Genomic DNA, 25,354 nt, shown 5'->3' with positions numbered 1-25,354 from the left:
GGGCCTGCATTTCAAATCACATCCGGCAGATCGACCGTCACCGGGAAATGGTCCGAGGCCTGCAGCACGGCCTCGCGCAGTTCGGGGACCGAGGCCACGCCGGGGTCGTTGAACGGATGCCAGATCCGCCAGTCCGGGCCGCGCGCGGCAAGGTCGGACGAGACCATGACGAAATCGAGAAGCGCCTCGAAATAGCATTTCCGGGGCGCCATGTAGAAGCGCGCGGTGCTGGGCGCCAGGCCGACGCGGCTTTGCAGGGCCAGGGCGGCATGGGGATCGGTGAGGCGGAACTTCGGATCCTGCGTGGTGCCGAGCACGATCTCGACCCCGGAATGGCCGAAAAGCTTTTCGAATTCGTCGATGCCGGGGCCGTCGTTGAAATCGCCCATCACCACCAGGCTCTCCCCCGCCGTGAGATGGCTTTCCACCCGCTGCCGGATCCAGAGGCACTGCGCCAGTTGCTTGCGGCGGTTCTCGATCGAGAGCCGCATCTGCGCCTCGCGGCCGATGGCGCCATAGGGGTTCTTCGACTTGGCATGGACCCCGATCAGCCGCAGTTCCGCCCCGCCCGAGGTGGTCAGCCGCAACTCCAGCGGCGGTTTCGAGAAGCGGATGGTCTCGGAGATGTTGTCGGCGTCGAGGTCGTAGCGGAAGGTGGTGTCGAAGCGCGGAGCGTCGTGCGAGCCATGGCTGTTCGACGGCGCGCCCTTCGGGTCGTGCTGGACGGTCAGCCGGTCGGGATCGTAGAGGAAGGCGATTTCCTGCTCGGTCTCGGAGGGAAAGCCGATCAGCGCCTTGCGGGCGCGCAGGCCATAGGCCTGGGCGAAGTTCTCCAGCGCGCGGGTGGTGGAACGCTTGCCGTTGGTGTCCGGGGCCTCGATGACGACGATTCCGTCGGCGTTCAGCGCGTTGAATACGATTCCCAGCGCGCCAAGCTGTTCGGCCCGGCTGGTCTTGTAGCGGGCCGAGGGTTCGCCATCCTCGAGCAGGCGGCCGCGGTCGTCGAAGAGCGCGTTGAACCATTCGACATTGTAGGTGGCGAGGCGCAGGCCGGTCATGCGGCCTCCTTCGCCGAGATCTCGCGCCAGGCCTCGTTGATCAGCTGCAGGCGGCGTTCGGCCAGTTTCATCGCCTCGGGCGGGACGCCGCGGGATTGCATGACGTCGGGATGGGTATCGCGCACCAGCTCGCGCCAGGCCTTGCGCGCCTGCTCCTTGCTGGCGTGGCGCGGCAGGCCGAGGACGTCATAGGGATCGCGCGGCGCGCCTTCGACCAGACGCGAGCGGACGATGCGGAAGCAGGCGTCGTCCAGGCCGAATTCGTCGGCGACATGGGCCAGGAAGGCATCCTCGCCGTCGTGATAGGAGCCGTCGGCCACGGCGATCTGGAACAGGGCCTCCAGTATGTCGACGAGGACATGGTGGTCGTCGGCGCAGATCCTGTGGCCGTCGGGATTGAACAGCCGCGCGATCTTGCGCGCATAGGCGTCGAAGCCAGCCACGTCCTGCCGGGCAAGGTTGTAGACGCGCGCGGCGTGTTCCTCCTCGCCCGCGGGGAAGGAGAAGATGCGGCGGAAGGCGGTGACCTCGTCGCGGGTCACGGTGCCGTCGGCCTTGGCCATTTTGGCGCCGAGGGCGAGGACGGCGATGGTGAAGCCGACCGATCGCTCGGGTGCCGGGGCGCCGCGCAGGCGGTCGAAGACGACGGAGAGCGGCTCTCCCTTGGCGAGGGCGGCAAGGGCGTCGGCGATGCGGGTCCAGATCGACATGGGGCCAGTCTATCCGGCGGCGCGGCGCTTGTCAGAGGAATTTCTGCATCAGCACAAGGTCCATGAACCGGCCGAACTTGCGCCCGGCCTCGCGGATGCGGGCGATCTCGGCAAAACCGATGCGGGCGTGGAAGGCGATGCCTTCGGGGTTCTCGGCCGAGACGCCGGCGATCAGCTGATGCGCCCCGGCGGCGCGGGCATGGTCCTGGACCGCCTGCATCAGCGCGCGGCCGGTGCCCTGGCCGCGTGCCTGTGGCGCAAGGATGACCGAATGTTCCATGCAGGTCGCATAGCCCGGCCCGCCGCGGAACTGGGCGTAGCTGGCAAAGCCGAGGAGTTCCGGCCCGAGGGCGACGAAGGTGGCATGTCCCAGGGCGTCGCGGTCGGCGATCAGCTTCGCGACCTCTGCCGGGGTCTTTTCGGAAGGGTTGAAGGTGACGGCCGTGTCGCGGATCCAGGGGTTCCAGAGGGCGGCGATGGCGGCGGCGTCCCCGGCCGTGGCGCGGCGGATCATGGCAGAGCCACCGGCCCGCCGGGCGTGTCGATCACGGCGGCGAGGCCGGGCGGGCCGACGGCGAAGTGGAGGCGGGGGTCGTCCAGCCGCAGGCGGGCGCAGAGGGCAGGGGCCTCGGGATGGGTCACGGTCAGGCGGTTCAGCCGCAGGCCGCGGTCGGGCAGGGCGGCGGCGGGGTGGAGGCTTCCATGCCACTGGATGAGCGCGGGGCAGGTTCCGTCGAAGGGCAGGCGGCCATCCTCCGGGACGGCCATCTGCCAGCGGTAGTCGCCCCGCGCCAGCGCCATGGGCGCGCCCCAGCCGGGCGGGCCTGCGGCCAGCGCGGCCTCCATGTCGTCGGTGGCGATGATCCAGGTCGTCAGCCGGGGCGGGCCGGCGAAGCGGTCGAGGTCGAACCAGCGTGGCCGGCCGGGGGCGGGGGCGAGGGGGTCCACGGCGATGACCTCGAGATAGAGGTCGCCCAGCGACAGCAGCCGGTTGTGCGTTCCCATCGCGGGATGCTGGCCGCCCCCCGCCATGGTCACGCCAAGCGCCGCCTCGATCCGGGCCACGCCTTCCTCCAGGCTGCGGGCCGAAACGGCAAGATGATCCAGCCGCAGCATCAGCGCGCCTCGGTCAGGGTGGTGACGCGGGTTCCGGCCTTCAGCGACACGGCGAGCGACTGGAAGCGCGCGCGCGCGACCTCGCCGAACAGGGCCTCGCCGGCCGGGGTCAGCTCCAGTTCGAGAAGGCGTTTCTTCGGCTGCCAGCTCAGCCGCCCGGCCCGGGCCGGATCGCCGATCGAGAACATCGCGCCGAAGCGCATCGCCTTGCCCAGCACCTCGGCCGCCTGGACCTGGTCTTCGGCCAGGAGGCGGAACATCGGCTCCAGCCGCGAGCCGGAGCGGCTGTTCTTGTAGCGGTGCAGCAACGCGAGGCCGAGAAACACCCTTCCGGCATGGTCCAGCCCGCCGAGGTTGGCGCGCGTCACGTTGTCGAAACAGGCCTCGGCGCGGAAATCGGGATGCGCACGCCAGGTGGTGTCGTGCAGGAGGCAGGCCGCCTTGACCAGCCGCAGCCGGTCCACCGTCGCGCCGGAGAAGAGCGGCAGCAGGAAATCGTAAAGCTTGCGGCCGAAGCCAGGGATGCGGGCCTGGCCCTTCTCGGCCATGCGGGCGGCCTCGATCAGCGGGTCGCGGGCGCGGAGCTTTTCCGGCATGTGCTCGTAAAGCGTGCCCTCGCGGATGCCATAGGCCGAGACGTCGATCTCGGTGGGCTTGAACACGGCGAGGATCTCGCGCAGCACCTCGCAGGCGAGGGGGACAAGCTCCATCCGCTCCTGGCTGGTGCCGGTGCGGCCGCGCAGGGCGGCAAGATCGGCGGCGGCCAGCCAGTCCAGCGTGTCGCCAAGCCCTTGCGGCGTCATGCGGTATTCGTGCAGGACCGTCAGCGGGTAGTTCCGCCGCTCCATGTCCAGCCGCGCGATCACCCGCCAGCTGCCGCCGACCAGATAGATCCGCTCGCCGGTGGATTTCAGGCTGGTCCGGGCCGCTTTCAGCAGTTTGGCGACATGCGCCCGGCGCGCCTTGGGGTCGGAGATCTGCTGCAGGCGGAAGGGGCCGAGCGGGGTCGAGACGCGCTTGCCGACCCGGCCCTCGCCGATGCGGGCCAGTTCCATCGAGTTGCCGCCGATGTCGCAGACGATGCCCTGGGCCTCGGGCCAGCCGAGAAGCACGCCCTGGGCGGACAGCCGGGCCTCCTCGTCGCCATCGACGACATGCAGCTTGAGGCCGGTCTCGCGCAGGACCTCGGCCTGGAATTCGGGGCCGTCCTCGGCCTCGCGCGTGGCGGCGGTGGCGACGACGGTGAGGGGCTGGACCTGCATCCCCTCGGCCAGAAGCGCGAAGCGGCGCAGCGCGGAAAGCGCGCGGGCGCGGCCCTGGGGATTGAGGCGGCCGGTTTCGGCCAGGCTCTTGCCGAGGCCGCACATGATCTTTTCGTTGTAGAAATAGGCCGGGCTGCGCGCGGCGCCGTCGAAGACCACCAGGCGGACCGAGTTCGAGCCGACGTCGATCACGCCGACGCGCGAGAGGGCGCGGGCGGAAGGATCGTCGAACAGGGGCTTGCCGAAGGGGCCGTCATCGTCGTCCTCGGTCAAGGGCGCGTTGTCAGCCATGTCAGAATCCCCCGGGTCTTGCCGGCGGATAGTGCCGGTCCCCCGGCGCGGGGTCAACGGTTCGGCCGCCGTTTCCTTCGCAGGAAACGGGACGGAGTTTCTGAAAACTCCGGCAAAATTCCGGTGCCGGAATTTTTCGCCCCGTCCCTATCGTGCCGCGCTGGCCCCCGCCGTCTCGTCGTCGCGCGCCATGATCAAGCGCGGCGCATCCTTCGCCCCGGCGGTGCCCCGGCCGGAAAGCGAGGGGTTTTCCATGAAGAACTGGTGGCAGGAGAAGAGCCTTGCCCCCTCGGGGCCGAGGTCGCGGGAATAGGTTCCGTCGGGTGCAAGGATCCAGCTTTGCGCCTCGTCCGCCAGGTTCGCGGCCATGATCTGGCTGAGGATCTGGTTCTTGACCGTGGGGTTCATCGCCTCGACCAGGGTTTCCACCCGGCGCGAGAGGTTGCGGCCCATCCAGTCGGCCGAGGAGAAGAACACCCGGGCCTTCCTCGCGGGCAGGCCGTGGCCGTTGCCGAAGCAGACGATGCGGGAATGTTCCAGGAAACGGCCGACGATCGACTTGACGCGGATGTTCTCGGACAGGCCCTTCACGCCGGGGCGCAGGCCGCAGATGCCGCGCACGACGAGGCTGATCTTCACCCCGGCCTGGGAGGCGGCATAGAGCGCGTCGATCACGTCGGCCTCGATGATCGAGTTCATCTTGGCCCAGATCTCGGCCGGTCGTCCGGCGCGGGCATGTTCGGCCTCGGCCGCGATCAGTTCCAGAAGCCGCGGCTTCAGCGTGATCGGGCTGATCGCCAGGTTCTCCAGCCCCTCGGGCTGAACGTAGCCGGAGAGGTAGTTGAACACCTTGGTCGCATCGCGGCCGAGCGCGCCGTCGCAGGTGAAGAACGAAAGATCGGTGTAGATGCGCGCGGTGATCGGGTGGTAGTTGCCGGTGCCGTAATGGGTGTAGGTGACCAGATGGTCGCCTTCGCGCCGGACGACCGTGCTGATCTTGGCATGGGTCTTGTAGTTGACGAAACCGTAGACGACATGCGCCCCCGCCCGTTCCAGCCGCCGCGACTGGCGGATGTTCGCCGCCTCGTCGAACCGCGCCTTCAGTTCCACCAGCGCGGTGACCGATTTTCCCGCCTCGGCCGCTTCGCAGAGCGCGGTGACGACCGGGCTGTCCCAGGAGGTGCGGTAGAGCGTCTGCTTGATCGCCAGCACGTTCGGATCCCGCGCCGCCTGCTCCAGGAAGCGGATCACCATGTCGAAGGTCTCGTAGGGATGATGCAGCAGCATGTCCTTCTGCCGGATCGCCGCGAACATGTCGCCTTCGTGGTCCTGCACCCGTTCGGGGACCCGGGGCGTGAAGGGCGGCCACATCAGGTCCTTGCGCGAGGAGAGGAGCAGTTCCTTCAGGTCGGCGACGCCAAGGAGGCCCTTGACCTCGACCACCTCGTCCTCGGAGACGGCGAGTTCTTCCATGATCAGCGCGCGCAATTCCTCGGGTGCGCCGGCGGAGAGCTTGAGGCGGATCACCTCGCCCCGCCGGCGCCGCTTGAGCGCGGTCTCGAATTCGCGGACCAGGTCCTCGGCCTCGTCCTCGACCTCGAGATCGCTGTCGCGCAGGACGCGAAAGGTGCAATGGCCGCGGTTGCTGTAGCCGGGAAACAGCATCCCCAGATGCAGCAGCAGGAGTTCCTCGAGCGGGAGGAAGCGGTTCTCGCCCTCCTTGCCCGGCAGGGGCACGAAGCGGGTGATCTGCTGCGGGATCGGCAGAAGCGCCTTGAGCGGGCGGCGGTCGGTGATGCGTTCGAGTTCCAGCGCCAGCGAGAAGCCGGTGTTGGGGATGAAGGGGAAGGGGTGGGCCGGGTCGATGGCGAGCGGCGAGAGGACCGGGAAGACGTTGTTCAGGAAATGCGCTTCCAGGTGCTTCAGGTCGCGGGCGGTCAGTTTGCCGCGCTGGACAAGGGTGATCCCCTCGGCCTCCATCTCCTTGCGCAGGCGGTTGAACGTGGTCTGCTGCGTCTGCATCAGGCGGCGGGCGTCGGCGTTGATCAGCTGCAGTTGCTCGGCCGGGCTGCGGCCGTCCTCGGAGAGGGTGGCGTTGCCGGTGCGCACCAGCGCGCGCAGGCCCGCGACGCGGACGGTGTAGAATTCGTCCAGGTTGGTGGCGGAGATCGACAGGAAGCGCAGCCGCTCCAGAAGCGGCACGGCGGGGTTCGCGGCCTCTTCCAGGACGCGCCAGTTAAAGGCCAGCCAGGAAAGCTCGCGGTTGAAGAAGCGGCCGGGGCCGGCGGTCTCGGCAAAGGACAGCTCGGCCGGGGCGGGGAACGGGGAACGCAGGAAATCGGACTGGGTCATGGGGGAGGGGATTAGGCCGGCATCGTGACGGAACGGTGACAGTGTTTCACCCCGGCGGCAGGCTGTCCAGCACCTCGGCCGCAAGGGCGCGGGTGATCGGGCGCCCCCCGGCGAGCGCGGCGGCGTCCAGCGCCGCGACCAGCGCCCGCGCCGCCCCGATCGAGCGTGGCATCCGGCTGACGAGGTAGGGGATCAGGTTCGCCGGCACCGCCACCTGGCGGTCGGCGAAGAGCTTGACCAGCACCGCCGACAGAAGCGCGTCGTCGGGCGCATCCAGCCGGGCAATCGGTGCGGCCTGCAACCGGCTGATCAGGTCCGGCAGCCGCAGGCCCCAGTCGCGCGGCGGGCGCTGGGCGGTCATGAGGAGGCTTGCCCCCTGGGTCACCAGGTTGTGCAGGTGGAATAGCTCGGCCTCGGCCCCGTCCAGCCGGTCGGCATCCTCGACCGCGACGGGGGTGGCGGCGAGGTCGGTGGGATCAAGCGTCCGCAGCGCGGCGGCGGGAAGGATCAGGGCGCCCGCCATCTCGGCCCAGACCCGGGCGAGATGGGTCTTGCCCGATCCCTCGGGCCCGATCAGGAGAAGCTTGCGGCCGGGCCAGTTGCGCCAGTCCTCGACCGTATGCAGCGCAAGCGCGTTCGAGGGGGCGACGAAGAAATCCGCCCGCGTCATCGCTTCGGCGCTGGGCAGGTCGAAGGCAAGCTGGCGGATCACGGGTCCGAATCCGCCTTGGGGTCGGCCTTGGTCGCTGCCTTGCGGCTGCGCCGGGGGGCGGGCGGGGTGTCGGCAGGCCGCGCCAGCCCCTCGGCCCCGCGATAAAGCAGGCTCGCGCGGTATTGCTCGACCGCGAAACGGGTCAGGACGCCGATGGAGGCGGCCACGGGCACGGCGATCAGCATCCCGACGAAGCCGAAGACCGAGCCGAAGGCCGAAAGCGCGAAGAGGAGCCAGACCGGATGCAGGCCCACCGACTTGCCCACCAGCTTGGGCGTCAGGATGTTGCCCTCGATGAACTGGCCGACGGCGAAGATCGCGGCGATGATGCCGATCTGCACCCAGTCGCCCCAGAACTGGACCAGCGCCAGGCCCACCGCCAGCGTGCCGCCGATGATCGAGCCGACATAGGGGATGAAGGTGATCGCCCCGGCGATGGCCCCCACCACCAGGCCGAACTGCAGCCCGGCCGCCATCAGCGCCACCGCATAGAAGGTGCCAAGCGCCAGGCAGACCGAGACCTGGCCCCGGACGAAGCCGGCCAGCACCGTGTCGATCTCGCCGGCAAGGCGGCGGATCGTCGGCGCATGATCGCGCGGCAGCATGGCGTCGATCCGGGCGATCATCTCGTCCCAGTCGAGCAGAAGGTAGAAGGCGACGACCGGCACCACGACGATGAACAGGACGATCGAGATCACCCCCAGCGCCGAGCTCAGCACGCCCTGGGCCAGCTGCGCCGCGCGGGACTGGATCGCAAGCCCGATCTCGGCCAGGGTCTGGCGGATGGTCGAGGTGCTGTCGGCCAGATCGGGGAATCGGTCGAGGAGGAAGCCCTGCAGTCGCTTGGCGATGTCGGGGGTCGCGTCGATCAGCGCGGTAAGCTGGTTGACCAGCGTCGGGATCACCGCAAGCACGAGGAGGATCACCAGCACCAGTGCGACCAGCGAGATCAGCGTGGTCGCCGCGACGCGGGAGAGTCCCGCCCGCTCCAGCCGGTCCGCGAGGGGGTCGAGGAAATAGGCGATCGCCCCGCCCATCAGGAAGGGCAGGAGGATGTCGCCCAGGAACCAGAACAGGACCAGGAACACCAGCGCGGCGACGCCCCAGTAACGGATCTGTTCTCTGATCGGCAGCGCCATCGCGGGTTCCTTCCTGGCTGGCCTCACATATCGCCGCAGTGGCGATGCGGCGCAAGCCTTGCCGGAGGTATGGAATCAGGCCGCAAGACGGGGCGGATTCCCGCCGTCAGCAGCCGCTTACCGGCCGGGACCTAAGCATCGGGGCCATGGACCACCACCGGCGGTTGCGGGCAGGTCCGGCGCAACCGGGGCCCTCGTCCCGGCCCGGCCCTGTCCGCCCCCAGGCGGCGGGACCGACCCCTAACAGCCCGCAGCTGTGGGCGCATCGAAAGGTGACGCAATGACGTCGAAGTTCCTCCTCCCTCTCACCCTGGCTGCCTTCACGCCGCTGGCCGCCCTGGCGATGCCCGCTGTCGGCGACATGGTCGGCACCAACCCCGACGACGCCAAGGCCGCGCTGGAAAAGGCCGGCTGCGTGGTTGACACGTTCGATTCCGAGGACGGCAAGATCGAGGCCAAGTGCAAGGACAGCGCCACCGGCGCCGCCATGGAGGTCTACATCGACCCCGCCACCGGCGCGGTCACCGAGATCAAGACCGGGGATTGATCATGGCCGCCCCCCGGACCGCAACCGCCGAAGCCGTCCCGCCGCCCCGCCTGTGGGACCCGCTTGTCCGCCTGACCCATTGGGGGATCGCCTTCGTGGTCCTTGCCAACGGGCTGGTGAACAAGGGGGGCAGCCTTGTACACGTCTCGCTGGGCTGGGCGGTGATGGCGCTTTTGCTGTCGCGGCTGGTCTGGGGGGTGCTTGGTCCCTATGAGGCGCGGTTCTCCGCCTTCCCGCCGAATCCGGTCGCGGCAGCGCGCCATCTTGGCCAGCTGATCTCGGGCCGGGTCCGGCGTTACCCCTCGCACAACCCGGCCGGGGCGCTGGCGATCTATGCCTTCTGGACGCTGCTGGCCGCCGTGATCGTCACCGGCCTGGTCCTGACCGGCGGAGCGACACCGATGCAGGTGGCTGCCGACAAGGCAGCGGTTGCATCCGGCGACTGGTCTGCTTTGATCCGCGAAGACGAGGGGGACGAGGGCGACTCACCCCTGCGCGAGGTGGCCGAGGAGGCGCACGAGGTGGCATCGAACCTGCTTCTGGTCCTGGCGGCCCTGCATGTCGCAGGCGTCTTCGTCGAGGGCCGCGCCATGCGTCGGAACCTGGTCGCCCCGATGCTGTTTGGCGAAAGGCGCAGATGACGGCCACGATCGAGCCTCGGGCTCCGGATATTCGCAGCGCCGGGCGCCGCCAGACAGCGGCGCTTTCGGCATTCCTGCTGGTGCAGACCCTTGGCACGGTTTTCTTCGTCGGCGATGTGATCGGCGATCTGCGCAAGGACCCGACCTCGGTGCATTTCCTGTTCGAGGCCTTCGTGACCATGGCTCTGGTGCTGGGGATCCTGTTCGGCGCCTTCGCGCTGCGCCGGACGGTGGAACTTTTGCGCGCACAGGAACAGGCGCTGGACGTGGCGCGGGGGGCCCTGTCCGAGGTGATCGACCGGCAGTTCCGCAGCTGGGGGCTGACCCCGGCCGAGCGCGATGTGGCCTTCCTGGCGCTGAAGGGCCTCGACGTGGCCGAGATCGCCGAGCTGCGCGGCGCGGCCCAGGGCACGGTGCGGGCGCAGCTGACCCGGATCTACGCCAAGGCCGGCGTCTCGGGCCGGGCCCAGTTCGCGGCCTATTTCGTCGAGGACCTGCTTGGTCAGGGCGTGGCCGCCTGAACCCCTTGCCGGCAGGGTGGACAATATTGCCCACCTTCCGCCCGTCAGGCCAGCGCCACCGCCACCGCGGCAAAGTGCAGTCCCGCCGCCACGGCGACGAAAAGGTGCCAGATCGCGTTCTGGAACCGCAGCCTTTCCCAGACATAGAAGCCCACGCCGGCGACATAGGTCACCCCGCCCGCCACCAGCAGCCAGAGCGAGAGCGCAGGCAGCGCCGCCGTGACCGGCCCGATCGCGATGATCCCCACCCAGCCCAGCAGCACATAGGCCAGGATCGAGAGCCGGTCATAGCGCCCCGGCAGGACAACCTTGACCAGGATCCCCAGCGCCGCGCCGGTCCAGACCACAAGGCCCAGTCCCCAGGACCAGGCCGCACTTTCCAGATGCGGGATCACCGCCGTATAGGTGCCCGCGATCATCACATAGATCATCGAATGGTCGAAGCGCCTGAGCAGCCATTTCAGCGCGCCGGGCGGCGTCATGTTGTAGGCCAGCGAAAAGCCCCACATCAGGAAGAAGCCGGCCGCATAGACCGCAAGCGCCGCGAAGGTGCCGATCCCGGCCGAGGTCAGCGCGTGAAAGAGGAGGAGCGGGAAGGCGATCACTCCCGCCAGCAGCGCCAGGGCATGCACGATTCCGTCGGCCAGCAACTCGTGCAGCGAGAACTGGCGCTTCTTCAGGCGGTAATGATCGGCGGGCAGGGTCATGGCGTAGGTCTGGCGGGGCGCGGCGTCACGGAAGGATGACTGCCCCTGTGCAGAAATCAACCCGCCTTCGCCCCCGGTGACGCCAGGTCAGCCAGGCCCGGCGGCCCGGCCAGGCCTTACTTGTGGGCCGCGTAGATCTGGGTGATGCGGTCGACGGCGGCTTCGGGGCTCATCTCCTCGCTGGTCCCGCTCCGGCGCGAGGTCAACTCGACCACGCCCTTCTCCAGCCCGCGCGGTCCGACGGTGATCCGCCAGGGCAGGCCGATCAGGTCCATCGTGGCGAACTTCGCCCCCGCGCGTTCGTCCCGGTCGTCGTAGAGCGGTTCCAGCCCGCGGGCGAGCAGCGCCTTCTCCAGCCCGGCGCAGGCGGCATCGGCGGCGGCATCGCCCTGCTTGAGGTTCACGATCCCGACCGGGAAGGGGGTCACCCCCTCGGGCCAGATGATCCCCTTGTCGTCGTGGGAGGCCTCGATGATCGCGCCCAGAAGGCGGCTGACCCCGATCCCGTGGCTGCCCATCTCGACCGGGACCTTGGTGCCCTCCTTGGTCACCACCTCGGCCCCCATCGCCTCGGAATACTTGGTGCCGAAATAGAAGATCTGCCCGACCTCGATGCCGCGGCCGACCTTGCGGTGCGCCTCGGGGACCTGGTTGAACACCGCTTCGTCATGGGTCTCGTCGGTGCGGGCGTAGAGGGTGGTGAACTCCTCGCAGACCTTGGCGACCTGGTCGCGGTCGTCGTAATCGATCTCGCGCTGGCCAAGCTTCAGCCCGGTCACGCGGTCGTCATAGAAGACCTCGCTCTCGCCGGTATTCGCCAGCACCAGGAATTCATGCGTGTTGTCGCCGCCGATCGGACCCGAGGCCGCACGCATCGGGATCGCGGTCAGGCCCATGCGCTCGTAGGTGCGCAGGTAGCTGACCATGTGGCGGTTGTAGGCGTGCAGCGCCGCGTCGCGGTCGACGTCGAAGTTGTAGCCGTCCTTCATCAGGAATTCGCGTCCCCGCATCACGCCGAAGCGCGGCCGCATCTCGTCGCGGAACTTCCACTGGATGTGGTAGAGCGTCAGCGGCAGGTCCTTGTAGCTGTTGACATGGGACCGGAAGATGTCGGTGATCATCTCCTCGTTGGTCGGGCCGTAGAGCATGTCGCGGTCCTGGCGGTCCTTGATCCGCAGCATCTCCTGCCCGTAGTCGTCGTAGCGGCCCGACTCGCGCCAGAGGTCGGCGGGCTGCAGCGTCGGCATCAGCAGCGGGATGTGCCCGGCGCGGATCTGTTCCTGGTGGACGATCTCCTCGATCCGGCGAAGGACGCGGTAGCCGAGCGGCAGCCAGGAATAGATCCCGGCGGCCTGCTGCTTGATCATCCCGGCCCGCAGCATGTAGCGGTGGCTGACGATCTGGGCCTCGGCAGGGTTTTCCTTGAGGACGGGCAGGAAGTAGCGGGACAGACGCATGGCGGGCCTTTGCTGAAGGGTCCCGCGTTTCCTAGCCGGTCGGGGCGGGGCAGGCAAGCGCGAGGGGCAGCTGGCGCAGGCCCCGACCTGAGGTTACTCCACCGTCACCGATTTTGCCAGATTGCGGGGCTGGTCCACGTCGGTGCCCTTGGCGATGGCCGTGTGATAGGCCAGAAGCTGCGCCGGGACGGCGTAGAGGATCGGGGCCCAGAGGGGATCGACGGCGGGAAGGGTCAGGGTCTTCCAGCTGCCTTGGCCCGCGGCCTGGATCCCGGCGGCGTCGGAGAGGAGAAGGACCTTGCCGTTGCGGGCCATGACCTCCTGCATGTTCGAGACGGTCTTGTCGAACAGCGCGTCCTTGGGGGCCAGCACGATGACCGGGACCTGGGCGTCGATCAGGGCGATGGGGCCGTGCTTGAGCTCGCCCGACGCATAACCTTCGGCATGGATGTAGCTGATTTCCTTGAGCTTCAGCGCCCCCTCAAGCGCCAGCGGGAACATGGCGCCCCGGCCGAGGAACAGGATGTCCTGCGCCTTGGCCAGCTCGGCCGCGATGGTGGCGATCGGGTCGGAAAGGCCGAGGGCGGCGTTCAGGATGCCGGGCAGGGCGCGCAGCGACTGGAGCCGCTGGCGCAGGTCCCCGGCGTCGATCCGGCCGCGGTCGGCGGCGGCCTTCAGGGCCATCAGGGCAAGCGTGACAAGCTGGCAGGTGAAAGCCTTGGTCGAGGCGACGCCGACCTCCACCCCCGCCATGATCGGCAGCGCGAGGTCGCTTTCGCGTGCGATCGAGGAGGTGGGGACGTTCACCACGGCGACGACTTTGGCCACCTTCTCGCGGGTGTGGCGGAGTGCGGCGAGCGTGTCGGCGGTCTCGCCCGACTGGCTGACGAAGACGGCCATCGAGGCGGGCGAGAGGACCGGGTCGCGGTAGCGGAACTCGGAGGCGATGTCGATGTCGGCGGGCAACTGGGCAAGCTGCTCGAACCAGTATTTCGCGACGTGGCAGGCATAGGAGGCAGTGCCGCAGGCGACCAGGGTGATCCGGTCTATGGCTTTGAAATCAAGCTCTTCCGGCAGGTGCAGCGTGCCTTCCGGCGAGGTGTAGTGCTTCAGCGCCCCGGCGATGACGACCGGCTGCTCGGCGATCTCCTTGGCCATGAAATGCTTGTAGCCGGCCTTTTCCACCCTTGCGGCGTCGATCTGGATCAGGGCCTCCGCTCGGTTGGCGCGGCGGTTCTCGGCGTCGAAGATCTCGGCCCCGGCGCGGGTGACGACGGCCCAGTCGCCCTCTTCCAGATAGGTGATCCGGTCGGTCATCGGCGCCAGCGCGATGGCGTCGGAGCCGACGAACATCTCGCCCTTGCCCCAGCCGATCGCGAGGGGCGAGCCCTTGCGGGCGGCGATCATCAGGTCGTCCTGGCCGTCGAACAGGAACAGGAGCGCGAAGGCCCCCTGCAGCCGGGACAGCGTGTCGCGCGCGGCCTCGACCGGGGAGGCGCCGTGGTCCATGGCGCGGCGGGTCAGGAGGGCGACGGTCTCGGTGTCGGTCTGGGATTCGGGAGTGTAGCCCTCGGCGGCGAGCTCGTCGCGCAGTTCGCGGAAATTCTCGATGATGCCGTTGTGCACGACCGCGACCCCGCCCGAGCGATGCGGATGGGCGTTGGTCACGGTGGCCGCGCCATGGGTGGCCCAGCGGGTGTGGCCAATGCCGGACTTGCCGGCGAGGGGCTCGTGGACCAGCAGGTCGGAGAGGTTCACCAGCTTGCCCACCGCCCGGCGGCGGTCGAGCTTGCCGCCGTTGACAGTGGCGATGCCGGCCGAGTCGTAGCCGCGATATTCCAGCCGCTTCAGCGCCTCGACCAGCAGGGGGGCGGCTTCATGGTTCCCCAGAACCCCGACAATACCACACATTATGACTGTCCTTTGGCCTTGGCGGCCTTGATGGATTTCAACTTTTCGAACATCCGTGTCGCCAGCCCCGGTCTGGTGACCTGCCGCGCCCGGCCGATGGCGACGGCCTCGGGAGGCACGTCCTCGGTAATGACCGAGCCCGAGCCGGTGAGCGCACCGTCGCCCACGGTCACAGGGGCGACCAGCATCGTGTCCGAGCCGATGAAGGCCCGCTTGCCGATCACGGTGCGGTGCTTCATCACGCCGTCATAGTTGCAGGTCACGGTGCCCGCGCCGATGTTGCTGTGCTCTCCGACATGGGCGTCGCCGAGATAGGTCAGGTGGCCGACCTTCACGCCCTCGTCGAGGATGGCGTTCTTGATCTCGACGAAGTTGCCGACATGGACCTCCTCGGCCAGTTCGGTGCCGGGGCGGAGGCGGGCGAAGGGGCCGACGGTGGCGCCACGGCTGATGTGGCAGCCTTCGAGATGGCAGAAGCCCTTGATCTCGGCGCCGGATTCCACGGTGACGCCGGGACCGAAGAGGACATTCGGCCCGATCACCGCGTCGCGGCCGACCCAGGTGTCGAGGGCGAAGAACACGGTCTCGGGCGCGGTGAGGGTGACGCCGTTCTCCAGCGCCGCGGCGCGGGCGCGGGACTGGAAGGCGGCCTCGGCTTCGGCCAGTTGGGCGCGGGTGTTGACGCCCAGCGTCTCGGCCTCGTCGCAGAGGACCACGCCGGCGGAGAGGCCGCGGGCGCGGGCAAGCTCCACGATGTCGGTCAGGTAGTATTCCTGCGCCGCATTGGCGTTGCCGACTTCGGCCACGAGCGAGAGCAGGGTTGCGGCTTCGGCGCAGATCACGCCGGAGTTGCAGAGGGTTACGGCGCGCTCCTCGGGCGAGGCGTCCTTGAACTCGCGGATGGCGAGAAGCGTGTCGCCTTGCGTCAGGAGACGGCCGTAACGTCCCGGTTCCCTAGCGTGAAAGCCGAGGACGACGACGCCATGGCGCCTGCGCGCCTCCAGCATCGCGCGGAGCGTCTCCTCGCGGATGAGGGGGGTGTCGGCGTACAGCACGATGGCCTCGCCCTCGACCCCATCGAGGAGGGGGGCGGCCTGGGCGACGGCATGGGCGGTGCCGAGCTGGGGGTCCTGAACGACTGTCTCGACCGCTTCGGACCAGTCGCGCGCGGCGGCGGCGACCGCCTCGCCGCCATGGCCTGTGACGGTGACGATGCGCGCGGGATCGAGGCTTTGCGCCGTGGCGAGCGCATGGTGCAGGAGCGGCGCCGCGGCCATCCGGTGCAGGACCTTGGGCAGGTCCGAATTCATCCGCGTGCCCTGACCGGCTGCCAGAACGATCACTGAAACCTGCATTCTGCCCCTTTCCTTATCGTTGCCGCCGTTTTACCCCCATGGCGCAGGGTGGCAAGGGGGCGGGTCCTCACGCCATGTTACAGGATTTCGGGCATGCGCGCGGTGGTATTCGATCTGGACGGGACGCTGGCCGACACCTCGGCCGATCTCCTGGCGGCGGCGAACGCCTGCCTGCCGAGGGCGGTGCTGGGGCCGGAAGATGCGCTGACCGCCTTCCATGGCGGGCGGGCGATGCTGCGGCTGGGCTTCACCCGGCTGGGGCATGACTGGGGCGAGGCGGATGTGGACGCGGCCTATCCGCGGCTGCTGGAGGCCTATGGCGCGGCGATCGCGGTGCATACGCGGCTTTATCCCGGGGCGATGGAGGCGGTCGAGGCGCTGCGCCGCCGGGGCTTCGCGGTCTCGATCTGCACCAACAAGCCCGAGGCTCTGGCCGAGGGCCTGTTGCGGGCGCTGGGCGTGCGGGACGCCTTCGGTGCGCTGGTGGGGGCGGATACGCTGCCGGTGCGCAAGCCCGATGCCGCGCCCTATCGCGCGGCGGTGGAGCGGGCGGGGGGCCTCGTCGGCCGGTCGATGCTGGTGGGCGATACCGAAACCGACGCGAAGACGGGCGTCGCGGCCGGGGTGCCGGTGGCGCTGGTGACCTTCGGGCCGGAGGGGCGCGGGGTGGAACGGTTCGCCCCGGCCGCGCTGCTGGAGCGGTTCGAGGACCTGCCGGGGCTGGCGCAACAGCTGCTGGCGTAGCGCGGGGCGACCAGCGGCGATTTGAGTATTTGCACCAAGAGGAAGCACAATTTTAGTCAAATGCGACCGGACGCGGGTCGATCCTGCGACCCCGGAGCGTCCGGGGACGGGGCGATTTGCGCGATCCTGCCGAGAGGACGCGCAATCCGCCCCACCGGGGGGACGCGCCGCGGATCCTGCGACGGTTTGACAGGGCCCTGCGCCGCTCCTAGGGTCCGCGCCATGAGCCTTGCCGCTGCCCCCCCTGCGCCCCTGAGCCGCCATGCGGTGAGCTTCGTGCTGATCACCGTGTTCCTGGACATGGTGGGCTTCGGATTGATCATGCCGGTCCTGCCCAAGCTGATCGAGGACGTGGGCCATGTCACCATCGACCGGGCGGCGATCATCGGCGGCTGGATGTTCGCGGCCTTCTCCCTTGCGCAGTTCGTCTTCGCGCCGCTGATGGGCAACCTCGCCGACCGTTTCGGACGGCGGCCGCTGCTCTTGCTGGCGATCTTCGGGCTGGGGCTGGACTTCATCCTGATGGCGCTGGCCCCGACGCTGGAATGGCTGTTCGCGGGGCGGATCATCGCGGGGATCTGTGGGTCGAGCTGGATCATCGCCTCGGCCTATATCGCGGATGTGACCGCGCCGGACGACCGGGCCAGGGCCTTCGGCATGATGGGCGCGGCCTTCGGTGTGGGTTTCGTGATCGGCCCGGCCATCGGGGGCCTTCTGGGCGAACTGGGGCCGCGCGTGCCGTTCTGGGTGGCGGCGGGGATCTCGCTGCTGAATTTCGCCTATGGCTGGTTCGTCCTGCCCGAGTCGCTCGCGGCCGCAAGCCGCCGGAGGTTCGAGCTCTGGCGCGCCAATCCCTTCGGTGCCTTCCGGGTCTTCGCGACCTATCGCGGCGTCCTGCCCATGGTCATGGTCCTGGGACTGTTCTTCTTCTCGACCTCGGTCTATCCCGCGATCTGGACTTTCTGGGGCATTGCCAAGTTCGGCTGGTCCGAGGCGATGGTGGGCGGCACGCTGGCGATCTTCGGGCTGATCGCGGGCGGCTTCCAGGGGATGCTGACCGGGCCCGCGACGAAACGCTTCGGCGAGTGGCGGGTGGCGCTGTTCGGCCTGGTCTGCGCCACGCTGGTGGTTCTGGGCTATGGGTTCGTGGGCAGCCTTGGCGCGGTCATCGCGCTGATGATCCTGCACGGGCCCGAGGGCTTTGTGCATCCGCTGTTGACCTCGCTTCTGACGCAGCGGGTGCCCGAGGATGCCCAGGGTGAGTTGCAGGGCGGGATTTCCGCCGTCACCAATGTGGCGATGCTGTTCGGCACGGTGTTCTTCGCCTGGATCTTCGGGCATTTCTGGGCCGGGGAGCGTGTCTGGCGGTCGACCGACGTGGCCTATTGGGTGGCGGCGGGCTTCCTGGCGCTGACCACGCTTCTGTTCCTGATGTTGAAGAGGTCTGAAAAGGCATGAGCGAACGCTTTGGCGGCAGTTTCACCCAGCAGGAGCCGATCCCCGAGGCCGGGATCGATGCGGCGATGGCGGTGCTGCGGCATGGACGGCTGCACCGCTATAATACCGCCGGCGAGGAGATCGCCGAGACCGCGCTGCTGGAGGAGGAGTTCGCCGCCCATGTCGGGGCGAAGTATTGCCTGGCGCTGGCCTCGGGCGGGGCGGCGATGGCCTGCGCTTTGCGGGCGTTGCAGGTGAGACCGGGGGATCCGGTGTTGTCGAACGCCTTCACGCTGGCGCCGGTGCCGGGGGCGATCGCCTCTCTGGGCGCGCGGCCGGTCTTTGTCGAGGTGACCGAGGACCTGACCATCGACCTCGGCCATCTGGAGCGGCAGGCCGTGGCGAGCGGGGCGAAGGTGCTGCTGCTGAGCCACATGCGCGGCCATGTCGGCGACATGGAGGCGATCATGGCGCTCTGCGATCGGCTGGGGCTGCAGGTGGTCGAGGATTGCGCGCATACGATGGGGGCGAAGTGGAAGGGCGTGCCCTCGGGGCGGCATGGCGCCATCGGCTGCTATTCGACCCAGACCTACAAGCACATGAACTCTGGCGAGGGGGGGCTTCTGGTCACCGATGACGCGGAACTGGCGGCGCGGGCGGTGCTTCTGTCGGGGTCCTACATGCTTTATGCCCGCCACCGGGCGGCGCCGGGGCCGGAGGTGTTCGAAGGGCTGCGGCTGGAGGTGCCGAACGTCTCCAGCCGGATGGACAACCTGCGGGCGGCGATCCTGCGGCCGCAGATCGGGATGCTGGACGACCGCCGGGCGCGCTGGCGCGAGCTTTACCAGGCGATGGAGCGGGGACTGGCCGGCGTGGCGGGCGTGCAGCTGATCCCGCGGCCGCAGGTCGAGGATTATGTCGGCTCGAGCTTCCAGTTCCTGCTGCCGGGCTGGGAGCCTGCGCGCGTGGCCGCATTCGTCGCGGCGGCGGCGGCGCGGGGGGTGGAGCTGAAATGGTTCGGCGCGGAGGAGCCGCAGGGCTTTACCAGCCGCTATGCTCATTGGCGCTATGCCGCGCCCGAGCCCTTGCCCGGGACCGACCGGGTGCTGGCCGGGCTGATCGACATGCGCCTGCCCTTGACCTTCCTGCCGGGCGACGTGGACCTGATCGCCCGGATCCTCGCCGAGGAGGTGGCGCGTGCCGCGGAAGCGACGGAGCTGGCCCCGGTCGCCGCGCCGGTGGCGGACTAGATGCGCCTTCTCGGCCCGGCGCGGCGGCCGGGGCCGGTCGTGCGGGGGCTGCGGCGACTGGTCGACCTGCGGCTCTGGCTCAAGCTGGGCCTTGGCGGGGGAGTCCTTCTGCTGGTCCTGCTGCCGATGCTGGCCGACCTGGCCAATGCCGCCCTGAAACGGGTCGAGGGCGCGGACGGCGCGTGCCGGATCCTGCGGGTGATCGACGGCGATACGGTGACGCTGATGTGCCCCGGCGACGGGATGCAGAGCGCGCGGATCCTGGGCTATGACACGCCCGAGAAGTTCTCGCCGCAATGCCTGGCCGAACTGGTGGCGGCCGAGCGGGCAAGCTGGGCGCTTCGCACGCTGATCCAGAAGGCCGGCCGGCTGGCGGTGGTGCGCGAGGGCGTGGACCGCTACGGCCGGCTTCTGGTGCGGCTGGAACTGGACGGGCTCGACGTCGCCCGCGCGATGATCCGGGCCGGCCATGCGCGGCAATATTCCGGCCGGCTGCGCGGGAGCTGGTGCTGATGCGGATCCTGCGCCAGACCGGGCTGACCCTGACCGTGGAACTGGACGCGCTGACGGTGACCATGCTGTCGGACGGCGAGACGCGGATGCCGGCCGATTGCCTGCGCGCGCCTGACGGCTCGGCGCTGGGGGCGGATCCGGTGGCCGGAGAGCTGCGGTTGCCGGTGCGGGCCTTCCTGGTCCGGGGGCCGGGCGGCGCGCTGCTGATCGATGCGGGCGCGGCGGGGGCCTGGCGACCCGGCCTCGGCCGGTTGCCCGAGGCGCTGGCCGAGGCGGGTGTGGGGGCAGGTGAGGTCACGGCGATCGCGCTGACCCATCCGCATGTGGACCATGTCGCGGGTCTGGTGGATGCAGAGGGCGGGGCGGCCTTTCCGAACGCCGCGCGCGTCTTCGTCGCGGTCGAGGACCTGATGGCCGTGCGGGCCGATCCCCGGCTGTTGCCGATCCTGTCCCTGCTGGTGCCGCTGGAACAGGGCGACGGTCCGTTGCCGGGCGTCACCGCGATCGGCGCACCGGGGCATACGGCCGGGCACATGGCCTATCTGGTCGAGGGGCGGCTCATGATCTGGGGCGATCTGGTGCATAATGTCGCAGTGCAGTTCCCCCGGCCCGAGATCGGCTGGAGCCATGACGACGACCCGGCCAGCGCACGTGCCTCGCGGTTGGCGCTGATGGAGCAGGCGGTCGAGGCCGGATGGCTGGTTGCTGGCGCGCATCTGCCGGACCCCGGCATCGGCCGGATCGAGCGGCAGGGCCGGGGCTATGCCTTCCACCCGGTCACCCGGGCCTGACCGGCGGGACCTGAATGGCGCGCCTTGCGGCGTATTCCATATGTCTCGTCGCCGGGCCTCGCCGCCTCATCCTCGGACGTGCCTCCGGCGGATTTGCCCCAATGTGAAAGGCATTTTCCGCTTCATGCCGGAACAAGTATCCGGGGGGTCAGGCGGTGATACCCCCCGCGCCGAGGAGGAGGCGAAGCCCGGCGACGGGACAGGGACTTGCGCGGCAGCGCGCCGCAAGGCGGCAGGGCGGCGCGATTCGGACCCGAGGTGTCGGCGGCGCGGAAAACGGGTGCGGGCCGGTGGCGTTCCGCCGTGGCGGGGCGGGGACAGCCGTCGGACGGCCCGGCCCGGCGCCTCCGATTTTCTCGCCGCGCAAGCATCTGATTCCGCCCTGCCTTCGGTTGACCCCGCCGGGGGGCCGGAGTAAACGGGCGGGTGAGACAGGCGGGCCCGAGACGGCCCGCGAAGCTCGCACGTCGCCAGCTGCAAGGAGCCCACGCGTGGACCTCATCCTCCGAGAGTATCTTCCCATACTCATCCTCCTGGCCGTTGCCGTGGGTCTGGGCCTGGTCCTGATCCTGGCGGCCGCGGTGCTGGCCGTGCGCAATCCCGACCCGGAAAAGGTCAGCGCCTATGAATGCGGCTTCAACGCCTTCGACGATGCGCGGATGAAGTTCGACGTGCGCTTCTACCTGGTGTCGATCCTGTTCATCATCTTCGACCTGGAAGTGGCCTTCCTCTTCCCCTGGGCGGTGGCCTTCGGCGACCTGAGCATGGCCGCCTTCTGGTCGATGATGCTGTTCCTGGCCGTCCTGACCGTCGGTTTCGCCTATGAATGGAAGAAGGGGGCCCTGGAATGGGAGTGATGACCGGCGCCAATACGGCGGGGGCCGACCGCGAGGTCGCCACCCAGGCCCTGAACCGCGAGCTGCAGGACAAGGGCTTCCTGCTCACCTCGACCGAGGACATCATCAACTGGGCGCGGATCGGCAGCCTGCACTGGATGACCTTCGGCCTGGCCTGCTGCGCGGTCGAGATGATGCATACCTCGATGCCGCGCTATGACGTGGAACGCTTCGGGACCGCGCCGCGCGCCTCGCCGCGGCAGTCGGACCTGATGATCGTCGCGGGCACGCTGACCAACAAGATGGCCCCGGCGCTGCGCAAGGTCTATGACCAGATGCCCGAGCCTCGCTATGTGATCAGCATGGGTTCCTGCGCCAATGGCGGGGGTTATTACCACTACAGCTACAGCGTCGTGCGCGGCTGCGACCGGATCGTGCCGGTCGACGTCTACGTCCCGGGCTGCCCGCCCACGGCGGAGGCGCTGCTTTACGGAATCCTGCAGCTGCAGCGGAAGATCCGCCGCACCGGCACTTTGGTGAGGTGATCCCATGTCCGAAGCCCTGCGCGAACTGGCCGGGATCATCGAGCTGAAGCAGCCGGACGCGGTGCAGTCCAGCGCCGTCGCCCTGGGTGAGCTGACGCTGGTGGTCAACCTGGCGAACCTGAAGGCCCTGGTCGAATTCCTGCGCGACGATGCGGCCTGCCGTTTCTCGACGCTGGTGGACATCACCGCCATCGACAACCCCGAGCGTCCGGCGCGGTTCGACGTGGTCTATCACTTCCTGTCGATGTACCGGAACCAGCGCATCCGGCTGAAGGTCGCGGTGCGCGAGGAGGAGATGGTCCCCTCGCTGGTCGACCTGCACCCGAGCGCGAACTGGTTCGAGCGCGAGGTCTTCGACATGTTCGGGATCCTGTTCTCGGGCCATCCGGACCTGCGCCGCATCCTGACCGACTACGGTTTCCGCGGCTATCCTCTGCGCAAGGACTTTCCGACCACGGGCTATACCGAGGTCCGCTATGACGAGGCGCTGAAGCGCGTGGTCTACGAGCCGGTGAAGCTGGTACAGGAATACCGGCAATTCGACTTCATGTCCCCCTGGGAGGGCGCGGAATACATCCTTCCGGGCGACCAGAAGGCGGAGGGCAAGTGATGATGGCCCGCGACCACATGGGAGCTATCTGATGGACGGCGATATCCGGCGCAACACCTATGACGACGGCTCGAGCGATTTCGAGACCGGCGAGCAGCGCATCCGCAACTTCAACATCAACTTCGGCCCGCAGCACCCGGCGGCGCACGGCGTTCTGCGCCTGGTGCTGGAGCTGGACGGCGAGATCGTCGAACGCTGCGACCCGCATATCGGCCTCTTGCACCGCGGCACCGAGAAGCTGATGGAAAGCAGGACCTACCTGCAGAACCTGCCCTATTTCGACCGGCTGGACTATGTGGCGCCGATGAACCAGGAACATGCCTGGTGCCTGGCGATCGAGCGGCTGACCGGGGTGCAGGTGCCGCGCCGGGCCAGCCTGATCCGGGTGCTCTACTCGGAAATCGGCCGCGTCCTGAACCACCTTCTCAACGTCACCACGCAGGCGATGGACGTGGGCGCGCTGACCCCGCCGCTCTGGGGTTTCGAGGAACGCGAGAAGCTGATGGTCTTCTACGAGCGGGCCTGCGGGGCGCGGCTGCACGCGGCCTATTTCCGGCCCGGCGGCGTGCACCAGGACCTGACGCCCGAGCTGATCGACGACATCGACGCCTGGGCGGATCATTTCCCCAAGGTGCTGGACGACATCGACACCCTGCTGACCGAAAACCGCATCTTCAAGCAGCGCAATGCCGATATCGGCATCGTCCGCGAGGAAGACATCCAGAAATGGGGCTATTCGGGGGTCATGGTGCGCGGGTCGGGCCTGGCCTGGGACCTGCGGCGCGCCCAGCCCTATGAGTGTTACGACGAGTTCGACTTCAAGATTCCGGTTGGCAAGAACGGCGACTGCTTCGACCGCTATCTCTGCCGCATGGCCGAGATGCGGGAATCGACCAGCATCATCCGCCAGGCCTGCGCCAAGCTGCGGGTCGAGAAGGGCGACGTGCTGGCGCGCGGCAAGATCACGCCGCCGAAGCGGGGCGAGATGAAGACCTCGATGGAGGCGCTCATCCACCACTTCAAGCTTTACACCGAGGGTTTCCACGTCCCGGCCGGCGAGGTCTATGCCGCCGTCGAGGCGCCCAAGGGCGAGTTCGGGGTCTATCTGGTCGCCGATGGCACCAACAAGCCCTACCGCGCCAAGATCCGGGCTCCGGGCTTCCTGCATCTTCAGTCGATGGACTGGATCTGCAAGGGCCACCAGCTGGCCGACGTCAGCGCGATCATCGGCACGATGGATGTCGTGTTCGGGGAGATCGACCGCTGATGCCCGACGTGACGATCAACCTCTGGACCCTGATCCTCGGCGCGGCCTCGGGCCTTGCCGGGGTGCTGGGGGCACGGGCGGGGAATCGTTACATCATGGGCGCCATCTTCGGCAGTGTCACTGCCGCAATCCTGACCATCGCCAGGGGATATATCTGAGCCATGCTCCGCCGCCTTCACGCCGTCCAGCCCGAAAGCTTTGCCTTCACTCCGGCGAATCTCGAATGGGCCAAGGGCCAGATCACCAAATACCCCGAGGGCCGTCAGGCCAGCGCGATCATCCCGCTTCTGTGGCGCGCGCAGGAGCAGGAGGGCTGGCTTTCCCGTCCCGCGATCGAGCATGTCGCGACCATGCTGGGGATGGCCTATATCCGCGCGCTGGAAGTGGCGACCTTCTACTTCATGTTCCAGCTCGCCCCGGTGGGCAAGGTCGCACATATCCAGATCTGCGGCACCACCTCCTGCATGATCTGCGGCGCCGAGGATCTGGTTGCGGTCTGCAAGGAGCTGATCTCGGCCACGCCGCATACGCTGTCGGCCGACGGAAAGTTCTCCTGGGAAGAGGTCGAGTGCCTGGGGGCCTGCGCCAATGCGCCGATGGCGCAGATCGGCAAGGATTACTATGAGGACCTGACGGCCGAGAAGCTGCGCGATCTGATCGCGCGCTTCACCAGGGGCGAGGTGCCGGTGCCCGGGCCGCAGAACGGGCGCTATGCGTCCGAGCCGCTGGCCGGGCTGACCTCGCTGGCCGACCATGCGGCGGGGCGGGCCAGGCTGAACGCCAGCGCCGAGCGGGCGGTGGCGATCGGCGACACGATCAAGCGGATCGACGGAACCGAAGTGCCGCTGACCACGCCCTGGCTGGGCCGGGCCGAGGCGGTGAAGCCCGCGCGCGGCAAGGCGGCCGAGGCGAGGCCCGGCGCGGGCGTCGCCGCCGATGCGACCGGCGCGACCGTGCAGGAGGCCCCGGCGACCTCGAAGGGCAAGCCCGTGACCGAGGGAAACGCCCCGAACGCGACCCCGGCCGCCACGCCCGGGGCGCGGGTCCCGGCGGGTGAGGACACGCGGCCGGCCGGGCTGAGCGCGCCGCGCGAGGGCAAGGCGGACGACCTGAAGCTGATCCTCGGGATCGGCCCGAAACTGGAAGCCTTGTGCCACAGCCTCGGCTTCTTCCACTTCGACCAGATCGCGGGCTGGACCACGAACGAGATCGCCTGGGTGGATGTGAACCTCGAGGGCTTCAAGGGCCGCGTGACCCGCGACAACTGGGTGGCGCAGGCGAAGATCCTGGCGGCGGGCGGCTCGGTCGCCGATGCCGAAGCCGCCGCGAAGAAATGAGCCGGTAGGCCCATGCCGCAGCCGCTCCCCAGCCCCGCCGACCTTGCCCGCGCCCGGAAGGCGCGGCTGGTCGGCATCGTCCTGGGCGGGACGATGATCCTGTGGCTGGGGGCGCAGTGGCTGGGCGGACGCATGGGCTGGGAGACGCGTTTCGTCTTCCTTTTCGACCTGGCCGCCATTGCCGCATTCCTGTGGGCCTTGGTGGTGACGTATCAGATCTGGCGGATGCGCCGGGGTTAGGAAGG

General features: G+C 68.8%; 27 protein-coding genes. 15 read left to right on the top strand and 12 right to left on the bottom strand.

What is annotated here, in order from left to right:
* Positions 1-11 precede the first annotated feature (11 nt).
* The 8 genes from I7S92_RS04200 to I7S92_RS04165 all read right to left on the bottom strand — a co-directional run bounded on the left by I7S92_RS04200 (position 12) and on the right by I7S92_RS04165 (position 8,640).
* Positions 12-1,058 (bottom strand): endonuclease/exonuclease/phosphatase family protein, encoded by a 1,047-nt coding sequence (locus I7S92_RS04200; RefSeq protein ID WP_197642225.1) that lies wholly within the window; start codon positions 1,056-1,058, stop codon positions 12-14.
* The gene (locus I7S92_RS04195) at positions 1,055-1,768 is read right to left on the bottom strand and encodes a molecular chaperone DjiA (protein ID WP_197642224.1); all 714 of its coding nucleotides are present in this window, start codon (positions 1,766-1,768) and stop codon (positions 1,055-1,057) included. The genes I7S92_RS04200 and I7S92_RS04195 overlap by 4 nt, the downstream gene beginning before the upstream one ends.
* 31 nt (positions 1,769-1,799) lie before the next feature.
* Positions 1,800-2,282, bottom strand: a complete 483-nt coding sequence (locus I7S92_RS04190; RefSeq protein WP_197642223.1) for a GNAT family N-acetyltransferase — start codon at positions 2,280-2,282, stop codon at positions 1,800-1,802.
* Positions 2,279-2,884: a VOC family protein gene (locus tag I7S92_RS04185; RefSeq protein ID WP_197642222.1), complete on the bottom strand. Its 606-nt coding sequence runs from the start codon at positions 2,882-2,884 to the stop codon at positions 2,279-2,281. Before I7S92_RS04185 ends, I7S92_RS04190 begins: the two co-directional genes overlap by 4 nt.
* A complete protein-coding gene (locus I7S92_RS04180) occupies positions 2,884-4,437 on the bottom strand; it encodes a Ppx/GppA family phosphatase (protein ID WP_197642221.1) in 1,554 nt (517 codons plus the stop codon). The genes I7S92_RS04185 and I7S92_RS04180 overlap by 1 nt, the downstream gene beginning before the upstream one ends.
* A 147-nt stretch (positions 4,438-4,584) precedes the next feature.
* Positions 4,585-6,789: an RNA degradosome polyphosphate kinase gene (locus I7S92_RS04175; protein WP_197642220.1), complete on the bottom strand. Its 2,205-nt coding sequence runs from the start codon at positions 6,787-6,789 to the stop codon at positions 4,585-4,587.
* A gap of 46 nt (positions 6,790-6,835) precedes the next feature.
* Positions 6,836-7,459: a P-loop NTPase family protein gene (locus tag I7S92_RS04170; protein ID WP_206760998.1), complete on the bottom strand. Its 624-nt coding sequence runs from the start codon at positions 7,457-7,459 to the stop codon at positions 6,836-6,838.
* A 38-nt stretch (positions 7,460-7,497) separates the two neighbouring features.
* The gene (locus tag I7S92_RS04165; RefSeq protein ID WP_197642218.1) at positions 7,498-8,640 is read right to left on the bottom strand and encodes an AI-2E family transporter; all 1,143 of its coding nucleotides are present in this window, start codon (positions 8,638-8,640) and stop codon (positions 7,498-7,500) included.
* A gap of 280 nt (positions 8,641-8,920) precedes the next feature.
* On the opposite strand from I7S92_RS04165, the gene I7S92_RS04160 reads away from it, so the two are divergent.
* The 3 genes from I7S92_RS04160 to I7S92_RS04150 are packed head-to-tail and all read left to right on the top strand — an operon-like array spanning position 8,921 to position 10,349.
* Positions 8,921-9,187, top strand: a complete 267-nt coding sequence (locus I7S92_RS04160; protein ID WP_197642217.1) for a PepSY domain-containing protein — start codon at positions 8,921-8,923, stop codon at positions 9,185-9,187.
* A gap of 2 nt (positions 9,188-9,189) precedes the next feature.
* Positions 9,190-9,828: a cytochrome b/b6 domain-containing protein gene (locus I7S92_RS04155; protein ID WP_197642216.1), complete on the top strand. Its 639-nt coding sequence runs from the start codon at positions 9,190-9,192 to the stop codon at positions 9,826-9,828.
* Positions 9,825-10,349: a helix-turn-helix transcriptional regulator gene (locus I7S92_RS04150; RefSeq protein ID WP_197642215.1), complete on the top strand. Its 525-nt coding sequence runs from the start codon at positions 9,825-9,827 to the stop codon at positions 10,347-10,349. Before I7S92_RS04155 ends, I7S92_RS04150 begins: the two co-directional genes overlap by 4 nt.
* A gap of 44 nt (positions 10,350-10,393) precedes the next feature.
* Here I7S92_RS04150 and trhA read toward each other — a convergent pair whose 3' ends face one another.
* The 4 genes from trhA to glmU form a co-directional block, all read right to left on the bottom strand.
* Positions 10,394-11,056, bottom strand: coding sequence for a PAQR family membrane homeostasis protein TrhA (gene trhA / locus I7S92_RS04145; protein WP_197642214.1), 663 nt, complete (start codon positions 11,054-11,056; stop codon positions 10,394-10,396).
* A 116-nt stretch (positions 11,057-11,172) separates the two neighbouring features.
* Positions 11,173-12,513 carry a proline--tRNA ligase gene (proS, locus tag I7S92_RS04140; RefSeq protein ID WP_197642213.1) on the bottom strand — a complete coding sequence of 447 codons (1,341 nt, stop codon included), beginning with the start codon at positions 12,511-12,513 and terminating at the stop codon, positions 11,173-11,175.
* Positions 12,514-12,606: 93 nt separating this feature from the next.
* Positions 12,607-14,424, bottom strand: coding sequence for a glutamine--fructose-6-phosphate transaminase (isomerizing) (gene glmS / locus I7S92_RS04135; protein ID WP_197642212.1), 1,818 nt, complete (start codon positions 14,422-14,424; stop codon positions 12,607-12,609).
* Positions 14,424-15,779 (bottom strand): bifunctional UDP-N-acetylglucosamine diphosphorylase/glucosamine-1-phosphate N-acetyltransferase GlmU, encoded by a 1,356-nt coding sequence (gene glmU, locus I7S92_RS04130; protein ID WP_197642211.1) that lies wholly within the window; start codon positions 15,777-15,779, stop codon positions 14,424-14,426. Before glmU ends, glmS begins: the two co-directional genes overlap by 1 nt.
* Before the next feature lie 93 nt (positions 15,780-15,872).
* Here glmU and I7S92_RS04125 point away from each other — a divergent pair, with 93 nt between their 5' ends.
* The 12 genes from I7S92_RS04125 (at position 15,873) to I7S92_RS04070 (ending at position 25,349) form a co-directional block, all read left to right on the top strand.
* Complete coding sequence (locus tag I7S92_RS04125) at positions 15,873-16,523, top strand: HAD family hydrolase (RefSeq protein ID WP_197642210.1); 651 nt, start codon at positions 15,873-15,875, stop codon at positions 16,521-16,523.
* Between the two features lie 222 nt (positions 16,524-16,745).
* Entirely contained in the window at positions 16,746-17,981 is a 1,236-nt protein-coding gene (locus I7S92_RS04120; RefSeq protein ID WP_197642209.1) for a TCR/Tet family MFS transporter, read from the top strand.
* Positions 17,978-19,210: a DegT/DnrJ/EryC1/StrS family aminotransferase gene (locus I7S92_RS04115; protein ID WP_197642208.1), complete on the top strand. Its 1,233-nt coding sequence runs from the start codon at positions 17,978-17,980 to the stop codon at positions 19,208-19,210. Before I7S92_RS04120 ends, I7S92_RS04115 begins: the two co-directional genes overlap by 4 nt.
* Entirely contained in the window at positions 19,211-19,723 is a 513-nt protein-coding gene (locus tag I7S92_RS04110) for a thermonuclease family protein (RefSeq protein ID WP_197642207.1), read from the top strand.
* The gene (locus I7S92_RS04105) at positions 19,723-20,514 is read left to right on the top strand and encodes an MBL fold metallo-hydrolase (RefSeq protein WP_197642206.1); all 792 of its coding nucleotides are present in this window, start codon (positions 19,723-19,725) and stop codon (positions 20,512-20,514) included. The genes I7S92_RS04110 and I7S92_RS04105 overlap by 1 nt, the downstream gene beginning before the upstream one ends.
* A gap of 491 nt (positions 20,515-21,005) precedes the next feature.
* Positions 21,006-21,371 (top strand): NADH-quinone oxidoreductase subunit A, encoded by a 366-nt coding sequence (locus tag I7S92_RS04100; protein WP_197642205.1) that lies wholly within the window; start codon positions 21,006-21,008, stop codon positions 21,369-21,371.
* Positions 21,362-21,895: a NuoB/complex I 20 kDa subunit family protein gene (locus I7S92_RS04095; protein WP_197642204.1), complete on the top strand. Its 534-nt coding sequence runs from the start codon at positions 21,362-21,364 to the stop codon at positions 21,893-21,895. Before I7S92_RS04100 ends, I7S92_RS04095 begins: the two co-directional genes overlap by 10 nt.
* A 4-nt stretch (positions 21,896-21,899) precedes the next feature.
* Positions 21,900-22,505 carry an NADH-quinone oxidoreductase subunit C gene (locus I7S92_RS04090; RefSeq protein ID WP_197642203.1) on the top strand — a complete coding sequence of 202 codons (606 nt, stop codon included), beginning with the start codon at positions 21,900-21,902 and terminating at the stop codon, positions 22,503-22,505.
* Between the two features lie 31 nt (positions 22,506-22,536).
* Complete coding sequence (locus tag I7S92_RS04085; RefSeq protein WP_197642202.1) at positions 22,537-23,772, top strand: NADH-quinone oxidoreductase subunit D; 1,236 nt, start codon at positions 22,537-22,539, stop codon at positions 23,770-23,772.
* Complete coding sequence (locus tag I7S92_RS04080; RefSeq protein WP_197642201.1) at positions 23,772-23,930, top strand: hypothetical protein; 159 nt, start codon at positions 23,772-23,774, stop codon at positions 23,928-23,930. Before I7S92_RS04085 ends, I7S92_RS04080 begins: the two co-directional genes overlap by 1 nt.
* 3 nt (positions 23,931-23,933) lie before the next feature.
* A complete protein-coding gene (locus I7S92_RS04075) occupies positions 23,934-25,109 on the top strand; it encodes an NADH-quinone oxidoreductase subunit E (RefSeq protein WP_197642200.1) in 1,176 nt (391 codons plus the stop codon).
* A gap of 12 nt (positions 25,110-25,121) precedes the next feature.
* Entirely contained in the window at positions 25,122-25,349 is a 228-nt protein-coding gene (locus tag I7S92_RS04070) for a DUF5337 domain-containing protein (RefSeq protein WP_197642199.1), read from the top strand.
* Positions 25,350-25,354: the final 5 nt, after the last annotated feature.

The organism is Tabrizicola soli (genome assembly GCF_015999335.1).
Lineage (GTDB): Bacteria > Pseudomonadota > Alphaproteobacteria > Rhodobacterales > Rhodobacteraceae > Tabrizicola > Tabrizicola soli.
The sequence above is the reverse complement of the archived record's forward strand: the minus strand, read 5'-3'. Positions and strand labels throughout refer to the sequence as shown.

Excerpts from the sequence above, each read along its gene's own strand:
- I7S92_RS04200 (WP_197642225.1), bottom strand. The coding sequence starts at position 1,058 with ATGACCGGCCTGCGCCTCGCCACCTACAATGTCGAATGGTTCAACGCG.
- I7S92_RS04195 (WP_197642224.1), bottom strand. The coding sequence starts at position 1,768 with ATGTCGATCTGGACCCGCATCGCCGACGCCCTTGCCGCCCTCGCCAAG.
- I7S92_RS04190 (WP_197642223.1), bottom strand. The coding sequence starts at position 2,282 with ATGATCCGCCGCGCCACGGCCGGGGACGCCGCCGCCATCGCCGCCCTC.
- I7S92_RS04185 (WP_197642222.1), bottom strand. The coding sequence starts at position 2,884 with ATGCTGCGGCTGGATCATCTTGCCGTTTCGGCCCGCAGCCTGGAGGAA.
- I7S92_RS04180 (WP_197642221.1), bottom strand. The coding sequence starts at position 4,437 with ATGGCTGACAACGCGCCCTTGACCGAGGACGACGATGACGGCCCCTTC.
- I7S92_RS04175 (WP_197642220.1), bottom strand. The coding sequence starts at position 6,789 with ATGACCCAGTCCGATTTCCTGCGTTCCCCGTTCCCCGCCCCGGCCGAG.
- I7S92_RS04170 (WP_206760998.1), bottom strand. The coding sequence starts at position 7,459 with ATGACGCGGGCGGATTTCTTCGTCGCCCCCTCGAACGCGCTTGCGCTG.
- I7S92_RS04165 (WP_197642218.1), bottom strand. The coding sequence starts at position 8,640 with ATGGCGCTGCCGATCAGAGAACAGATCCGTTACTGGGGCGTCGCCGCG.
- I7S92_RS04160 (WP_197642217.1), top strand. The coding sequence starts at position 8,921 with ATGACGTCGAAGTTCCTCCTCCCTCTCACCCTGGCTGCCTTCACGCCG.
- I7S92_RS04155 (WP_197642216.1), top strand. The coding sequence starts at position 9,190 with ATGGCCGCCCCCCGGACCGCAACCGCCGAAGCCGTCCCGCCGCCCCGC.
- I7S92_RS04150 (WP_197642215.1), top strand. The coding sequence starts at position 9,825 with ATGACGGCCACGATCGAGCCTCGGGCTCCGGATATTCGCAGCGCCGGG.
- trhA (WP_197642214.1), bottom strand. The coding sequence starts at position 11,056 with ATGACCCTGCCCGCCGATCATTACCGCCTGAAGAAGCGCCAGTTCTCG.
- proS (WP_197642213.1), bottom strand. The coding sequence starts at position 12,513 with ATGCGTCTGTCCCGCTACTTCCTGCCCGTCCTCAAGGAAAACCCTGCC.
- glmS (WP_197642212.1), bottom strand. The coding sequence starts at position 14,424 with ATGTGTGGTATTGTCGGGGTTCTGGGGAACCATGAAGCCGCCCCCCTG.
- glmU (WP_197642211.1), bottom strand. The coding sequence starts at position 15,779 with ATGCAGGTTTCAGTGATCGTTCTGGCAGCCGGTCAGGGCACGCGGATG.
- I7S92_RS04125 (WP_197642210.1), top strand. The coding sequence starts at position 15,873 with ATGCGCGCGGTGGTATTCGATCTGGACGGGACGCTGGCCGACACCTCG.
- I7S92_RS04120 (WP_197642209.1), top strand. The coding sequence starts at position 16,746 with ATGAGCCTTGCCGCTGCCCCCCCTGCGCCCCTGAGCCGCCATGCGGTG.
- I7S92_RS04115 (WP_197642208.1), top strand. The coding sequence starts at position 17,978 with ATGAGCGAACGCTTTGGCGGCAGTTTCACCCAGCAGGAGCCGATCCCC.
- I7S92_RS04110 (WP_197642207.1), top strand. The coding sequence starts at position 19,211 with ATGCGCCTTCTCGGCCCGGCGCGGCGGCCGGGGCCGGTCGTGCGGGGG.
- I7S92_RS04105 (WP_197642206.1), top strand. The coding sequence starts at position 19,723 with ATGCGGATCCTGCGCCAGACCGGGCTGACCCTGACCGTGGAACTGGAC.
- I7S92_RS04095 (WP_197642204.1), top strand. The coding sequence starts at position 21,362 with ATGGGAGTGATGACCGGCGCCAATACGGCGGGGGCCGACCGCGAGGTC.
- I7S92_RS04090 (WP_197642203.1), top strand. The coding sequence starts at position 21,900 with ATGTCCGAAGCCCTGCGCGAACTGGCCGGGATCATCGAGCTGAAGCAG.
- I7S92_RS04085 (WP_197642202.1), top strand. The coding sequence starts at position 22,537 with ATGGACGGCGATATCCGGCGCAACACCTATGACGACGGCTCGAGCGAT.
- I7S92_RS04080 (WP_197642201.1), top strand. The coding sequence starts at position 23,772 with ATGCCCGACGTGACGATCAACCTCTGGACCCTGATCCTCGGCGCGGCC.
- I7S92_RS04075 (WP_197642200.1), top strand. The coding sequence starts at position 23,934 with ATGCTCCGCCGCCTTCACGCCGTCCAGCCCGAAAGCTTTGCCTTCACT.
- I7S92_RS04070 (WP_197642199.1), top strand. The coding sequence starts at position 25,122 with ATGCCGCAGCCGCTCCCCAGCCCCGCCGACCTTGCCCGCGCCCGGAAG.